The 14,028-nt window shown below is 73.4% G+C and carries 14 protein-coding genes; 4 read left to right on the forward strand and 10 right to left on the reverse strand.

Annotated features, from left to right (window positions below):
• Positions 1-86 precede the first annotated feature (86 nt).
• On the reverse strand, positions 87-368 hold the full coding sequence (locus tag ACFYUZ_RS05510) for a hypothetical protein (RefSeq protein ID WP_389306543.1): 282 nt from the start codon (positions 366-368) through the stop codon (positions 87-89).
• Positions 369-499: 131 nt separating this feature from the next.
• Positions 500-1,912 (reverse strand): tetratricopeptide repeat protein, encoded by a 1,413-nt coding sequence (locus ACFYUZ_RS05515; RefSeq protein WP_389306545.1) that lies wholly within the window; start codon positions 1,910-1,912, stop codon positions 500-502.
• Positions 1,913-2,054: 142 nt separating this feature from the next.
• On the opposite strand from ACFYUZ_RS05515, the gene ACFYUZ_RS05520 reads away from it, so the two are divergent.
• Together ACFYUZ_RS05520 and ACFYUZ_RS05525 are read left to right on the forward strand one after the other, a co-directional pair.
• Positions 2,055-3,089, forward strand: a complete 1,035-nt coding sequence (locus ACFYUZ_RS05520) for an Lrp/AsnC family transcriptional regulator (protein WP_389306546.1) — start codon at positions 2,055-2,057, stop codon at positions 3,087-3,089.
• 31 nt (positions 3,090-3,120) lie between these two features.
• Positions 3,121-3,420 carry a DUF6191 domain-containing protein gene (locus ACFYUZ_RS05525; protein ID WP_389306547.1) on the forward strand — a complete coding sequence of 100 codons (300 nt, stop codon included), beginning with the start codon at positions 3,121-3,123 and terminating at the stop codon, positions 3,418-3,420.
• A gap of 15 nt (positions 3,421-3,435) precedes the next feature.
• Here ACFYUZ_RS05525 and ACFYUZ_RS05530 read toward each other — a convergent pair whose 3' ends face one another.
• Positions 3,436-4,266 (reverse strand): class I SAM-dependent methyltransferase, encoded by an 831-nt coding sequence (locus ACFYUZ_RS05530; RefSeq protein WP_389306549.1) that lies wholly within the window; start codon positions 4,264-4,266, stop codon positions 3,436-3,438.
• 62 nt (positions 4,267-4,328) lie between these two features.
• Between ACFYUZ_RS05530 and ACFYUZ_RS05535 the strand changes: the two genes are divergently transcribed.
• Complete coding sequence (locus ACFYUZ_RS05535) at positions 4,329-6,182, forward strand: prolyl oligopeptidase family serine peptidase (protein ID WP_389307014.1); 1,854 nt, start codon at positions 4,329-4,331, stop codon at positions 6,180-6,182.
• A 62-nt stretch (positions 6,183-6,244) separates the two neighbouring features.
• Complete coding sequence (locus ACFYUZ_RS05540) at positions 6,245-6,985, forward strand: SURF1 family protein (RefSeq protein ID WP_389306550.1); 741 nt, start codon at positions 6,245-6,247, stop codon at positions 6,983-6,985.
• Positions 6,986-7,340: 355 nt separating this feature from the next.
• Here the strand turns inward: ACFYUZ_RS05540 and ACFYUZ_RS05545 are convergent, their stop codons facing one another.
• The 7 genes from ACFYUZ_RS05545 to ACFYUZ_RS05575 all read right to left on the reverse strand — a co-directional run bounded on the left by ACFYUZ_RS05545 (position 7,341) and on the right by ACFYUZ_RS05575 (position 13,818).
• Positions 7,341-8,624, reverse strand: coding sequence for a hypothetical protein (locus tag ACFYUZ_RS05545; protein WP_389306551.1), 1,284 nt, complete (start codon positions 8,622-8,624; stop codon positions 7,341-7,343).
• Positions 8,621-9,349 carry a SigE family RNA polymerase sigma factor gene (locus ACFYUZ_RS05550; RefSeq protein ID WP_389306552.1) on the reverse strand — a complete coding sequence of 243 codons (729 nt, stop codon included), beginning with the start codon at positions 9,347-9,349 and terminating at the stop codon, positions 8,621-8,623. The genes ACFYUZ_RS05545 and ACFYUZ_RS05550 overlap by 4 nt, the downstream gene beginning before the upstream one ends.
• A gap of 252 nt (positions 9,350-9,601) precedes the next feature.
• The gene (locus tag ACFYUZ_RS05555) at positions 9,602-10,663 is read right to left on the reverse strand and encodes an aspartate-semialdehyde dehydrogenase (RefSeq protein ID WP_389306553.1); all 1,062 of its coding nucleotides are present in this window, start codon (positions 10,661-10,663) and stop codon (positions 9,602-9,604) included.
• Positions 10,660-11,931 carry an aspartate kinase gene (locus ACFYUZ_RS05560; protein WP_030690843.1) on the reverse strand — a complete coding sequence of 424 codons (1,272 nt, stop codon included), beginning with the start codon at positions 11,929-11,931 and terminating at the stop codon, positions 10,660-10,662. The genes ACFYUZ_RS05555 and ACFYUZ_RS05560 overlap by 4 nt, the downstream gene beginning before the upstream one ends.
• Positions 11,932-12,104: 173 nt before the next feature.
• Entirely contained in the window at positions 12,105-12,773 is a 669-nt protein-coding gene (locus ACFYUZ_RS05565; protein ID WP_389306554.1) for a DUF5063 domain-containing protein, read from the reverse strand.
• Positions 12,774-12,817: 44 nt separating this feature from the next.
• The gene (gene recR / locus ACFYUZ_RS05570; protein ID WP_389306555.1) at positions 12,818-13,417 is read right to left on the reverse strand and encodes a recombination mediator RecR; all 600 of its coding nucleotides are present in this window, start codon (positions 13,415-13,417) and stop codon (positions 12,818-12,820) included.
• A gap of 65 nt (positions 13,418-13,482) precedes the next feature.
• Positions 13,483-13,818, reverse strand: coding sequence for a YbaB/EbfC family nucleoid-associated protein (locus ACFYUZ_RS05575; RefSeq protein ID WP_093878766.1), 336 nt, complete (start codon positions 13,816-13,818; stop codon positions 13,483-13,485).
• Positions 13,819-14,028: the final 210 nt, after the last annotated feature.

Genomic DNA, 14,028 nt, shown 5'->3' on the forward strand with positions numbered 1-14,028 from the left:
CCCGGACCGGCTCGGCACGGGGCGGCCCGGACCGGCGCGCTCGGCACGGGACGGACCGGCGCGCCCGGGCGAGGCCCCGGACCGGCTCAGTACGGCCTCGGGGCCATCACCTGCGGCTCCTCGTCCGCCGGCCCGAGCAGCAGGCAGCGCGGTACGCCGGGCCCGGGGGTCGCGCGGACGGTCACCGGGGTCGGCGGGTCGGTCGGCAGCTCGATGGCGACGGTGACCGGGCGGTCGTTCTGACCCGTGGCGCGGCCGGTCTCCTTGCCGTCGACGAGGACCTCGACGACCGGGGTGTGCCCGGTCTGGACGGTCACGGAGACCGAGTGCCCGAGGTGGTCGATGTGGAAGTGGTGGCGTGCTCTCATGGGCCGCCTCCGTACCGCCGGGGTGGGCGCGTGCCGCGGGAGCGGAGCGTGTACATCCAGGGTAGGCGGTCGGGCGGCTCCCGAGCGTGGGCGCGTGGTCACCCGGAGTGCGAAGGCGGCTCCAGGGCCCCCTAGACCTCGCCCGACAGCGCGAACAGGCCGCGTCTCGCGCCCTCTTCGTAGGCCTCCCGCAGGTCCGGGTCGCCGAGCGACGCCCCCAGCGCCTCCTCCCCACGCGCGCGCGTGACCGCGCAGTACTCCGCCGGCCGGTACGAGGAGCCGAAGACCGAGGTCCGCAACAGGTCGACCGCGCCGAAGAGATGGGCCGCCGCGTCGCGCTGCCCGTCCATCGCCCTCATCTGGGCGAGGAGTTCCGCCGCGCAGGCCGCGCCCACCGCGGAACCGAGCCGCAGGTGCTCGCGCAGGGCCCGCCGGGCGTACTCCGCGGCACGCTCCCGGTCCCCGTCCCAGGCGCCGAGCTCGGCCCGCACGTGGTACGCCCAGGCCTCGACGAACACGTCACGGCCCACCCATGCCCGCCGGCTCTCCCGGTCCAGGTCCCCCTGGTCCAGCGCCTCCTGCGCGCCCTCCGGGTCGGAGCGGCACAGGGAGAGCGCGAGCCCGACCCAGCACGCCCGCCGGCTCGGCCCGAACTCCGGGTGCCCCTCCATCAGCGCGAGGGCCTCCCGGAACTCGGCCGCCGCCGCGCGCGTACGCCCCTGGTAGAGGGCGGTCGCGCCGCGCAGATGGGCCAGGAGCGACAGGCAGCGCTCGTCGCCGTCCCGTACGGCCGCCGCCCAGGCCTGCGCGAGGAGCGGGTCGGCGTCCTCCGGGCGGCCCGACTCCAGCTCCAGGAACGCCGCCAGCCACAGGGCGCGGGCGGACGGCGGCCCGGCCTGCAGGCTGAGGGCGTGCCGCAGCCGGGCACGGCCCTCGGCGATCCGCCCGCAGGCCACCCACAGGAACCACAGGGAGACCGCGATCTCGACGGACGTCTCGGCCTCGGCGCTCGGCGACAGCGGCGCGGTCGTCGGGTCCATGGCGGCCGCCAGGTCCGGGAGTTCGCGCAGCGCGAGGTCCCGGGCGTCGAGCTGCCGGCCCCGCTGCCACCAGTCGGAGGCCCGCCGGGCCACCTTCACGCACCACCTGCGGTGGTGCAGGAGGACGGCCCAGCGGTCTCCGCGCGCGGTGAGCCTGCGGGCGCCGACGGCCCGCATCGGGTGCGGCATCCAGTAGCGGGGCAGGCCGTCCTCGCCGTCGAAGAGGTCGTCGACGGGGAGGAGGGCGAGGGGCGCGAGCCGGTCCAGGACCGTCTGGATCTTCCCCGCAGGCAGCGTCCCGGAGGCGCAGACCTCGCGGACGGCCTCCCGGCCGAAGGCCCCCTCGAAGACGGACAGCCGCTCCCAGAGGAGCTGTTCTGCCGGGCCGCAGCTCTCGTAGCCGCGCTCGGCCGCTGCGATCTGGTCAAGGCCGATGTGTTCGCCCCACAGGCGTTCCGTCTCCGGTGGTTCTCCAGCCCACATGTACTCCAGCCCCCGTGTCACTTCTCCGCCCTCTCCTGTGATTCAGGACGGATTCGATGGAAAACGGCCGACGCCGCGGCTTGAATGCATTTGCCCTGGTCCACATCCTGGGGCCTTCCCGTGCCCGCACCCAGGGTTTCCCCGGGATCGACCAAGGAGGCACATGCATACCAGGGAATCCGTCCTGGGAGAGGTGGATCTGGCACTGATCCACGCACTGCAGCTGGCGCCGCGGGCCAGCTGGACGCAGCTCTCCGGCGTGCTCGCGGTGAGCCCGGACACGCTCGCCCGGCGCTGGGAGACCCTCACCGCCGGAGGGTACGCCTGGAGTTCGCTGCTCGCCGCCCGGCGCGGTACGGAGGCCACCCTGTACGCGTGGGTGGAGCTGGAGTGCGTCGCCGGGGCCGCCGAGGCCACCGCGATCGAGGTCGCGGGTGATCCGTGCACCCTCGGCGTCCACCAGGTGACCGGCGAGGCCGATCTGGTGCTGCTCGTCAACTGCCCGGACCTCCACGCCCTCGACGGCTACCTCGCCGGCCGGGTGCGACGGCTCCCCGGGGTCCTCAGGGCCCGCACGCAGGTCGTCACCCAGCTGCACAACCGCCCGTACCGCTCGCGGATCGAGCAGCTCACCCCGGCGCAGACGCAGCACCTCGCCGAGCTCACCGGCGGCGACCGGCGGCCCCGGCCCTCCACGCGCGCGTACCCGCTGGTCACGGAGCTCGACCAGCGGATCGTCGCGGAGCTGGCGGGGGACGCCCGGCGCAGCGCCGCCGAACTGGCCCGGCAGTGCGGCACCAGCGAGTCGACCGTGCGCCGCAGACTGGACGTCCTCGGCGCGGCCGGTGCCGTCCACCACCACTGCCTGCCGGCCCCGCGCTTCTCCGGGCGGCCGGTGTGGGCGCTGGTCACGGCGGACGTACCGCCCCTGGAGGTGGCCGAGTCGGTGGCCTCGCTGACCCGGCTCCGCCAGACCCGCGTGATCACCTCGGTCACCGGCCCGCACAACCTGGCCCTCGCCATGTGGCTCCGTACGGTCGAGGAGCTCCACGACGTGACGGCGGCGCTGGTGCGGGCCGCGCCGGCGCTGCGGATCACGGGCACCGCGGTGTCCCTGCGCACCCACAAGATCGGCGCGCAGGTCCTCGGGCCGGACGGACGGCGCACCCACCACGTGCGGCCGGAGACCGGCCCCTGACAGGGCACTCGGCGCGTGTTCTGATGGGCGCATGGAGTTCGCCGTGTTCGTCACGCTGCCCGGCCTGGTCATCCTGCTGACCGTGATCGCCTTCGCCGATCAGTTCCTGCGCATGACCGGACGCGGCAAGCGCACCGGGCAGGTCTCCTCGACGGGCTTCGAGCAGCTGCACGCCACCTTCTCGCAGGGCAAGCAGAACGAGCTCAAGGAGCGGCAGAGCGCCCTGGTGCTGCGCGACGACGAGGAGGACGGCGCCCCGCCGCGCCACTCGACGGTGGACCTCGGCGGCGGGCGTGCCGTCATCAGGATCGGGCCGGGCGGGGCGTCCTGACCGAGAACTTCCGGATCAGGCCGGGCGGGACGCCTTGACCGAGTACATCAGGGGGATGCGGGGGCGGTCCGCGGGGAAGCGGTAGTAGCCGTCCTCGTGCCGCTGGAGGGCGCCGTAGCGGGGGAAGAGCGAGGCGTCGTGCTCGTGCAGGAACTCGATGCGCAGACCGGCCCTCGCGAGGGCCGTGACGACCTCGCCGACCGGGTGCACCCACTCCACGCTGCGGTTGTGGAGGGTGACGGCGTCGAGGTCGGCGTACGTCCCCGGGGTGGTGTCCACCCACGGGTCGCGGACGAAGTAGTCGTGCACGACCCGGCTGCCGGTCTCGTCGTCGAGCGAGTCGGTCAGCGGATGGAACTCGGCCACGTAGAGGAAGCCGCCCGGGGCGACGAGGGAGGCGGCGGTCTCCGCCCAGCGGTCGAGGTCGGGCAGCCAGTTCAGCGCCCCGGTGCCGGTGTAGACGACGTCGTACGACCGGTCCGGGACGGCCTCGGCGGCGTCGTACACGTCGGCGGCGACGAAGGCGGCCCGCTCCTGCGAGAGGCCCAGGTCGGCGGCGAGCGAGCGGGCGGTCTCGACGGCCGGCTCGGAGAAGTCCAGGCCGACGACGTGCGAGGCGCCGTGGCGGGCCCAGGAGAGGGTGTCCAGGCCGATGTGGCACTGGAGGTGGAGGAGGGAGCGGCCGGTGACGTCGCCGACCTCCGCGAGCTCGAAGTCCCGCAGGGCGTCCTTGCCCGCGCGGAAGGCGTCGAGGTCGTAGAACTCGCTGGCGGCGTGGATCGGGACGCGCTCGTCCCACTTCGCGCGGTTGGCCTCGTGCCAGTCGTCGGGCGTCGGAGAGTACATGTCGGCGAGGTTATCCACAGGTTGCGGGCGACGCGACCCGATTGTCCGCGGCGCGGAGCATGATGGGGGCCATGACTGAGAGTAAGTACGAGACGAACGCAGACGTTCCGCTCTGGGAGCAGCGCTTCCGGGCACCCCGCGTCTCCCTGCCCGAGTGGGCCGAGGAGGCCCCGGACCGCTCACTCTTCGTGTCCAACGCGACCGGGACGTACGAGCTGTACGCCTGGGACCGGGCGAGCGGCGGGCAGCGGCAGGTCACGGACCGGCCGAACGGGACGACGGACGGGGTGCTGTCGCCGGACGGCGCCTCGATCTGGTGGTTCGCGGACACCGACGGGGACGAGTTCGGGGTGTGGATGCGCCAGCCGTTCGCGGGCGGCGAGGACGAGCCGGCCGTGCCCGGCCTCGCCCCGTCCTACCCCGCCGGGCTCGCCATCGGCCGGGAGGGCACGGTCGTGGTGGGCCGTTCCACGGACGAGGAGGGCTCGACGGTCCATCTCGTACGGCCCGGGGCCGGCGCCCCGGTCGAGATCTACCGGCACCGGGAGTCGGCCGGCGTCGGCGACCTGTCCCACGACGGCTCGCTGATCGCGATCGAGCACACCGAGCACGGCGACGCGATGCACTCGGCGCTGCGCGTGCTGCGCGCCTCGGACGCGGGCGTGGTGGCCGAGCTCGACGACACGAAGGACGGCACGGAGGAGCTGGGGCTCACGGTCCTCGGCTTCGCCCCGCTGGCCGGGGACACCCGGCTGCTCGTCGGCCATCAGCGGCGCGGCCGCTGGGAGCCGATGCTCTGGGACGTGGCGACGGGCACCGAGACCGACCTGCGGCTCGATCTGCCGGGCGACGTGTCGGCGGAGTGGTATCCGGACGGCTCGGGCCTGCTGATCGTGCACGGCTTCGAGGCCCGCAGCGAGCTGTGGCGGTACGAGATCGCGACCGGCGCCCTGGTCCGGGTGGAGACCCCGGCCGGTTCGGTGTCGAGCGCGACGGCCCGGCCCGACGGCTCCGTGGAGTACCTGTGGTCCTCGGCCGCCGAGCCGCCGGTGGTGCGTTCCACGGCCGGCGGCGTCGTCCTCGACCCGCCCGGCCCCAAGGCGCCGCCGTCGGTGCCCGTGGAGGACGTGTGGGTGGACGGCCCCGGCGGCAGGATCCACGCGCTCGTGCAGCGTCCGGCGGGGGGCGAGGGCCCCTTCCCGACGGTCTTCGAGGTGCACGGCGGCCCCGCCTGGCACGACAGCGACGCCTTCGCGTCGGGCCCGGCGGCCTGGGTGGACCACGGGTACGCGGTGGTGCGGGTCAACTACCGGGGCTCCACGGGGTACGGCCGGGAGTGGACCGACGCGCTCAAGCACCGGGTCGGACTGATCGAGCTGGAGGACATCGCGGCGGTCCGCTCCTGGGCCGTGGAGAGCGGCCTCGCGGACCCGGCGCGGCTCGTGCTGGCCGGCGGCTCCTGGGGCGGCTACCTCACGCTGCTCGGTCTGGGAACCCAGCCGGACGACTGGGCGGTCGGTCTCGCGGCCGTGCCCGTCGCGGACTACGTCACGGCGTACGAGGACGAGATGGAGGCCCTGAAGGCGCTGGACCGGACGCTCCTGGGCGGTTCCCCGGAGGAGGTTCCCGAGCGGTACGCGGCCTCGTCGCCGCTGACCTACGTGGACGCGGTGAAGGCCCCGGTGCACGTGTCGGCGGGCGTCAACGACCCGCGCTGCCCGATCCGGCAGATCGACAACTACGTCGACCGGCTGGCGGCCCGGGGCGCGGTCCACGAGGTGTACCGGTACGACGCGGGCCACGGCTCCCTGGTGGTGGAGGAGCGGATCAAGCAGGTCGCCCTGGACCTGGACTTCGCGGCGAGACACCTGGGGACCACCCCGCCGGTCCGGGGAGGCGCCGCGGGCTCGGCCTGACCGTCCGGCGCCCGGGGACCCGGTCGTCGGGGTGCGGGGTCCGCTTGCGTACCGTGGGGGGCGTGTACCGGTTCCTGAGAACGCCCCGCTGGTGGGGGATCAACGTCTTCGTCCTCCTCGCGATCCCGTTCTGCGTCTTCATGGGGACCTGGCAGCTCGGCAAGTTCGAGGACCGCGTCGACTCCCATCGGGAGGCCGAGCGGCGGCCCGCGGCGAGCACGGAGAAGGCCGAGCCGCTGGACTCCCTGCTGCCGGTGGACAAGGAGACCTCGGGCCGCTCGGCGCAGGCGCGCGGCCGGTTCGGGGAGCAGTTCCTCGTGCCGGACCGCGAGCTGGACGGGCGCACCGGCTCGTACGTCCTGACGCTGCTCAAGACCGACGGCGGACGGTCGCTGCCGGTGGTCCGGGGCTGGCTCCCCACGGGCGCGAAGGCTCCCGCCCCGCCGTCGGGCGAGGTGACGGTGGTGGGCGCGCTCCAGGCCTCGGAGAACCCGGGCACGAAGGGCGTCCACGCGGCGGGCGGGCTGCCCGAGGGGCAGCTCGGCATGATCAGCGCGGCGTCCCTGGTGAACGTGGTCACGGACGACGTCTACGACGCCTGGATCACCCTCGCGGACTCCCCCGCCGGGCTCACGCCGGTCCCGGCGGTGGCCGCGGCGGGCACGGGCCTGGACGCGAAGGCCTTCCAGAACCTGGGCTACACGGCGGAGTGGTTCGTCTTCGCGGGCTTCGTCGTCTTCATGTGGTTCCGCCTCGTACGCCGCGAGGCGGAGGCCTCCCGCGACGAGGCACTGGGCCTGTAGGCCGCGGCCCCACCACGACGGGCCGGGGCCGGGGCCGGAGAGGCCCGGGGCCGGGGCCAGGGCCGGGCGGGGCCAGGTCCTGGGCCCAAGACTCGGGCCCAGGACCCGAAGGTCCCGGCCCTCCGGCCCACCGGGCCCTCGGCCACGAGCTGAGGAGCCGGCAGCCGCCGGGCCGCACGGCCGCGGGTCCAGAACCCGGCAGCCGTCGGGCCGCACGCTCAAGGCCCCGCTGCCACCCGACCGCCAGGCCGCGGGCTCACGAGCCGACAGCCACCCGACCGCCGGCCCGCAGGCTCACGAGCCGGTGGGCACCCGGCCGCCGGGCCGTCGGTTCACGAGCCGAGGGCCGTGGGGCTCAGGAGCCGGCCAGGGTGCCGGTGCGGTAGATGGTGCCGGCGCAGGCGTTCGGGATGACGGCCGAGGCCGTGGGGCCGCCCGGCTCCGCGGTGTGGGTGACCACGACGCTGCCGTCCGCCGGAGCGCCGTCCTCGCCGAGCAGCTGGGGCGCCGCCCCGGCGCCCTCTTCGGTACCGGCGCCCACCCCGGCGCCGCCGGTGTCGGTGCCGCCCGCCCCGCCCGCCCCGCTCGTCGGGTCGTCCGTCGGGGTCGGCGTCGGCGTGGCCGTCGGGGTCGGGGGGGCGGTCGGCTCGGTCGGGGTGGTCGGCGTGGGGGTCGGAGTGGTGCCGGTCGTCGGGCAGGTCTCGCTCGGCACCCAGACGAACTTCACCTCGTAGCTGCCGCTCGGCTTCAGCGCGATCGCGAGCGACTCCTGCGAGGGGTCGGGCAGTCCGCTGCCGTCGCCCGAGGTGTGCCGGACCACCGAGATCCGGCCCGGGTCCGCCGCCCCCCTGGCCTCGAAGCCGACGATGCCCGCGCCGTCCACCAGACAGGTGCGGCCGGAGACGTTGGAGATGCGGAAGGTGCCGTGGACCTTGCCCTCGGCGTCGGGCCCGCCGGCTCCCTCGCCGGCGACGCCGAGCTGGTCGGCGGTGCACCGCGGGGTGGTGTCGGGGTCGGCGCCCAGCGTCTGGTGCGGGCCGCCGCCGGAGGCGCCGGCGCCCGGCTGCTGCGGCTTGCCGGAGGCGCCGTCGGCCCCGTCGGGGCTCGACGAGACGCCGGCGGCGGGAGCCTTGGAGCTCTGGCCTCCCTCGACGCCGGTCTCGGTGCCGGTGCCGCCCTGGGCCTGCTCGCCGTGGCCGGCGTTCACCGGATTGGCGGCGGAGAGGCCGCCCGAGGAGGCGACGTGCACGAAGGCGGGGACGGCCGTGCCGATGAGGACGGCGGCGGCCGCCGCGCCGACGATGGCCTGCCGCTTGCGGGCGCGCCGCGCGGGCACGGCACGGCGCAGGTGCTCCAGCGAGCCGAGGGCGGGCTCCATGCCGCCCACGGCGTCCTGGAAGAGCCGTCGCAGCGCGAGCTCGTCGTCGCCCTCGCCGGATCCGGGCTCGATCTTCACCATGCGCTGTCCACTCAGCTCGTCACGTTCATCCAGGGCGTCGGGATTCTCCGAGGCGGGGGCCGGGGCCGCGGCGGACGCGGTGTCGTCCTCGCGCGCCGTCCCGGCGGCATGCCTCTCGGGGACGTCGTCGCCGTCACGCTTCTCGTGGGCCACGCCGTCCCCGCGGGGTGCCTCGCTCATGTCGTCGCTCCCATCGCGACGCGCAGCGCCGCGATGCCCCGCGAACCGTACGCCTTCACCGAGCCCAGGGATATGCCGAGCGTCTCGGCGACCTGGACCTCGGTCATGTCGGAGAAGTACCGCAGGGCGAGCACCTCGCGCTGGCGCCGCTGGAGTCCGCGCATCGCCTTGATCAGGTCCTCGCGCTCCAGCTGCTCGTACGCCCCCTCCTCCGCGCTGGCCATGTCCGGCATCGGCTTGGACAGCAGCTTCAGGCCGAGGATGCGGCGGCGGAGCGCGGACCGGGAGAGGTTCACCACGGTCTGGCGCAGGTAGGCGAGCGTCTTCTCCGGCTCGCGCACCCGCTTGCGGGCCGAGTGGACGCGGATGAAGGCCTCCTGGACGACGTCCTCGCAGGAGGCCGTGTCGTCGAGGAGCAGCGCGGCGAGACCGAGCAGCGACCGGTAGTGGGCGCGGTAGGTCTCGGTGAGGTGGTCGACGGTGGTTCCGGCGGCCGGGGCGGTCTCGGTGCTCCGGCGGGGCGACGGGATGCCGTCCACGCCGTCGGTGCGGGATCCGGTGGGCACGGGGGCGATCACCGGCATGCCGCCGAGCGCGCGCGGGCGCCTGAGCGGACGGACCGCGGAGCCGCGTACGGGGACGACGGCGCTGCTCCGCACGGGGAGCACCGCCGTTCCCGCGCCGCGCAACGGAGCGATGGTCGCGATGTCGAGTACCTCTGCCACGCTTGTTGGACACGCTTCCCCCCGGCAGGGTTGTACGCGCGGGCCGCCCTTTTCGACGGCGACTTGTTCGTCCTCATGCGTAACCGTTCTCCCCCGATGCCCCGCTTTCCGCGTGTCCCGCGCCACACGGTGGTGGGTGCACGCAGAGACGCGCCCCGCCCAACTCTGGTTGCAGTACGGGGGAAGTGCATCGTCGAACACGGCATCGCCGCAGTTCAAGGGGTATCTGACGCCTTTTTGCTCACAGGTCGTTCACAGATCACGCAAATCCGTGACAAGCGATTCCGCGATCTGAAGCGCGTTCAGGGCCGCGCCCTTGCGGAGGTTGTCGGCGCAGACGAAGAAGTCGAGCGCGCACTCGTCGTCGAGGGAGCGCCTGACCCGGCCGACCCAGGCGGGGTCGGTGCCGACGACGTCGGCGGGGGTGGGGAAGTCGCCGGCGGCGGGGTCGTCGCAGAGCACGACCCCCGGCGAGGTGGCCAGGACCTCGTGGGCGCGGCCGACCGGGACGGGGCGCTCGAAGCGCGCGTGCACGGAGACGGAGTGCCCGGTCACGACGGGGACGCGGACGCAGGTGGTGGCGATCCGGAGGCCGGGGAGACCGAGGACGCGGCGGGTCTCGTCGCGGACGGCCTCCTCCTCGGAGGAGGCCCCGTCGGCGCCGGGGGTGCCCGACCAGGGCAGGACGTTGAGCGCGAGGGGGCCGGGGAAGGGACCGGTGTTCTCGCCGACGGCGCGCCGTACGTCTCCGGGGCGGGTGCCCAGGTCGCCGTCGGCGGCCACCAGGCCGAGCTGGGCGCGGAGCGCGTCGATGCCCGCCTGTCCGGCGTCGCCGGCGGCCTGCTGGGCGGTGACGACGAGTTCGGCGAGCCCGAACTCGGCGTGCAGGGAGCCCACGGCGACGATCAGCGCGAGGGTGGTGGAGCCGGGACCGGCGACGATGCCCCGGGGGCGCAGCCGCGCGGCGGGCGCGTTGAGCTCGGGGACGACGAGCGGCACGTCGGGGTCGGCGCGGAAGGCCGCGGAGGTGTCCACGACGACGGCGCCCTGGGAGACGGCGATCGGCGCCCAGTGGGCGGCGACGTCCCCGGGCACCAGGAAGAGGGCCAGGTCGACGCCCTCGAAGGCCTCCTCGCTCAGTGCGAGGATCTCGCACTCCTCCCCCCGGACGGGGGCCTTGCGGCCGGCCGAGCGGGGGGAGGCGAGAAGGCGGATCTCGCCCCAGACGTCCGCGTGGTGCGTGAGCATCTGGAGCATCACCGAGCCGACCGCCCCGGTCGCTCCCACGACCGCGAGCGTCGGCTTCGGGTTCATCGTCCGGTGCCTCCGTAGACGACGGCCTCGTCCGAGTCGCTGTCCAGGCCGAAGGCGGTGTGGACGGCGCGCACGGCCTCGTTGACGTCGTCGGCGCGGGTGACGACCGAGATGCGGATCTCGGAGGTCGAGATGAGCTCGATGTTCACGCCCGCGTCGGACAGCGCCTTGAAGAAGTCGGCGGTGACGCCCGGGTTCGTCTTCATGCCCGCGCCGACCAGGGAGATCTTGCCGATCTGGTCGTCGTAGCGCAGCGAGTCGAAGCCGATCGCGGCCTTCGCCTTCTCCAGCTCGTCGATGGCCTTGCGGCCCTCGGCCTTGGGGAGGGTGAAGGAGATGTCCGTGAGGCCGGTGGAGGCCGCGGACACGTTCTGCACGATCATGTCGATGTTGATCTCGGCGTCCGCGACGGCGCGGAAGATGGCCGCGGCCTCGCCCGGCTTGTCCGGGACGCCGACGACGGTGATCTTCGCCTCGGAGGTGTCGTGGGCGACGCCCGAGATGATGGCCTGCTCCACCTTGCGGTCCCCTTGCGGCTCGTTGCTGACCCAGGTGCCCTGCAGCCCAGAGAAGGACGAGCGGACGTGGATCGGGATGTTGTAACGGCGTGCGTACTCGACGCAGCGGTGCAGCAGCACCTTCGAGCCGGAGGCGGCGAGCTCCAGCATGTCCTCGAAGGAGATCCAGTCGATCTTCTTCGCCTTCTTCACGACGCGCGGGTCGGCCGTGAACACACCGTCGACGTCGGTGTAGATCTCGCAGACCTCGGCGTCGAGCGCCGCGGCGAGCGCCACGGCGGTGGTGTCGGAACCGCCGCGGCCCAGCGTGGTGATGTCCTTCTTGTCCTGGGACACGCCCTGGAAGCCGGCGACGATGGCGATGTTGCCCTCGTCGAGGGCGGTACGGATCCGGCCCGGCGTGACATCGATGATGCGCGCTTTGTTGTGGACCGAGTCGGTGATGACGCCTGCCTGGCTGCCCGTGAACGACTGGGCCTCGTGGCCCAGGTTTTTGATCGCCATGGCCAGCAGGGCCATGGAGATCCGCTCTCCGGCGGTCAGCAGCATGTCGAACTCACGTCCGGCAGGGATCGGGGATACCTGCTCGGCGAGATCGATCAGCTCGTCCGTCGTGTCGCCCATCGCGGAAACCACGACGACCACTTGGTGGCCGTTCTTCTTGGCGTCCACGATCCGCTTGGCGACGCGCTTGATGCCTTCGGCATCGGCAACGGAGGAGCCTCCGTACTTCTGCACGACAAGGCCCACGTGCGCTCCTCGCTCAGTCTGTGCCGCAGCCGGCGCTGCGATCGACTCAGTCTATCGAGGGACCTGGAAACGCCAGGGTGATATCGAATGATGAGACGCGCTGCTCGCGGAGTGATCACCCGGGCCCGTCGGCGGCCGATCGGCCGGCGATCGGCCGCCGGCCGGCCGGCGCGCTACTTCCTGAGCGACCGGATCCGCAGGCCCAGCGGGGTCGCGATCTCCTCCAGCATCACGCGGCCCGCCTCCTCCGCGAGGTCGTCCTCGGTGAGGTCCTCGTCCGTGTCGAGGCCGTCGAGGGCCGCGAGGGGCTGGTCGAGGCGGACGTGGGCGACGAGGGACTGGAGGGCGCGGAGGGTGGCCGAGGCGGTGGGGCCCCAGTTGGAGAAGTAGGAGAACTGCCACCACCACAGCGCCTCGCTGGTGCGGCCCGCGCGGTAGTGGGCGAGGCCGTGGCGCAGGTCGGTGACGATGTCGGCGAGGTTGTCGGAGATCCGGGCCGGCACCGGGGCCTTGCGCGGCTCGTACGGGTCGAAGACCTCGGAGAAGACGTCGACCGGCTCCAGCATCACCGCGAACCGCTCGCGCAGGTCGTCGACGTCCGGCTCGGGGCCCGTGTCCGGTTCGTACCGCTCGTCCGGGACGATGTCCTCGTGCGCGCCGAGCCGGCCGCCCGCCAGGAGCAGCTGGGAGATCTCCAGGAGCAGGAAGGGCACCGCGCTGTCCGGCTCGTCACCCTTGGCGACCTCGGTCGTCGCGACGATGAAGCTCTCGATCGAGTCGGCGATCTGGACCGCGAAGTCGTCCGGGTCCTGCGTGACGGAGTGCAGTGTGGGATCAGACATCGAGCAGCCTCCCTGAGAGCGCGCGGCGCGCGCCGGCCCTGTCGTCATACATCTAGCAGCCGCCGCCCCTCGAAGGCACGGCCGAGGGTCACCTCGTCGGCGTACTCCAGGTCGCCGCCGACCGGAAGGCCGCTGGCGAGCCGGGTCACCTTGAGTCCCATGGGCTTGATCATCCGCGCCAGGTACGTCGCGGTGGCCTCGCCCTCCAGGTTCGGGTCGGTCGCGAGGATCAGCTCGGTGACGGTGCCGTCCGCGAGGCGCCCGAGCAGCTCGCGGATGCGCAGGTCGTCGGGGCCGACCCCCTCGATGGGGCTGATGGCGCCGCCGAGGACGTGGTACCGGCCGCGGAACTCGCGCGTCCGCTCGATCGCCACGACGTCCTTGGGCTCCTCGACCACGCAGATGACGGTCAGGTCGCGGCGCGGGTCGCGGCAGATGTTGCACTGCTCCTGCTGCGCCACGTTCCCGCAGACCGCGCAGAACCTGACCTTCTCCTTGACCTCCAGAAGGGCGTGCGCGAGACGTCGGACGTCCGTGGGCTCCGCCTGGAGGACGTGGAAGGCGATCCGCTGCGCGCTCTTGGGACCGACGCCGGGCAGCCTGCCCAGTTCGTCGATGAGGTCCTGAACCACGCCTTCGTACAACGGAACGCCTCTCTCGGAGTGCTTGATTCTTACGGTAGTGGCTGGAAGCGAGCCTTAGAAGGGGCTCAGAAGCCGAGGCCCGGCATGCCGCCCATGCCCTGGGCGAGCGGGCCGAGCTTGGTCTGCTGGAGCTGCTGGGCGTTGTCGTTGGCGGCCTGCACGGCGGCGACGATCAGGTCGGCCAGCGTCTCGGTGTCCTCGGGGTCGACCGCCTTGGGGTCGATCTCCAGGGCGCGCAGCTCGCCGGCACCGGTCACGGTCGCCTTGACCAGGCCGCCGCCGGCCTGCCCGTCGACCAGGGTCGCCGCGAGCTCCTGCTGGGCCCGGGCGAGGTCCTGCTGCATCTTCTGGGCCTGCTGGAGAAGCTGCTGCATGTTGGGCTGGCCACCACCGGGGATCACGGTCACTCCTCAGGTTCGATATGTCGGTATGCCGAGCCTACGTGGTCGCGGACCGGGGCGCCGACGCAACTCTTTCGAGTGAGAAACTGCGGGCTCCTCTACCTGATCAACACCCTCTTGCGGGCGGAAATCCCGGGATTCCGGGCCCATCGCCCACCATTCGGCGGTAGGAAGGGCAGGCACCACGTGCACCGCACGTCACAGCAGGAC

Origin of the sequence: Streptomyces sp. NPDC004266 (assembly GCF_042874095.1) — a bacterium.
GTDB lineage: Bacteria > Actinomycetota > Actinomycetes > Streptomycetales > Streptomycetaceae > Streptomyces.

Bases quoted from the DNA above. Each gene is read 5' to 3' on its own strand.
- ACFYUZ_RS05510 (WP_389306543.1), bottom strand. From the start codon at position 368: ATGAGAGCACGCCACCACTTCCACATCGACCACCTCGGGCACTCGGTC.
- ACFYUZ_RS05520 (WP_389306546.1), top strand. From the start codon at position 2,055: ATGCATACCAGGGAATCCGTCCTGGGAGAGGTGGATCTGGCACTGATC.
- ACFYUZ_RS05525 (WP_389306547.1), top strand. From the start codon at position 3,121: ATGGAGTTCGCCGTGTTCGTCACGCTGCCCGGCCTGGTCATCCTGCTG.
- ACFYUZ_RS05530 (WP_389306549.1), bottom strand. From the start codon at position 4,266: ATGTACTCTCCGACGCCCGACGACTGGCACGAGGCCAACCGCGCGAAG.
- ACFYUZ_RS05535 (WP_389307014.1), top strand. From the start codon at position 4,329: ATGGGGGCCATGACTGAGAGTAAGTACGAGACGAACGCAGACGTTCCG.
- ACFYUZ_RS05545 (WP_389306551.1), bottom strand. From the start codon at position 8,624: ATGAGCGAGGCACCCCGCGGGGACGGCGTGGCCCACGAGAAGCGTGAC.
- ACFYUZ_RS05555 (WP_389306553.1), bottom strand. From the start codon at position 10,663: ATGAACCCGAAGCCGACGCTCGCGGTCGTGGGAGCGACCGGGGCGGTC.
- ACFYUZ_RS05565 (WP_389306554.1), bottom strand. From the start codon at position 12,773: ATGTCTGATCCCACACTGCACTCCGTCACGCAGGACCCGGACGACTTC.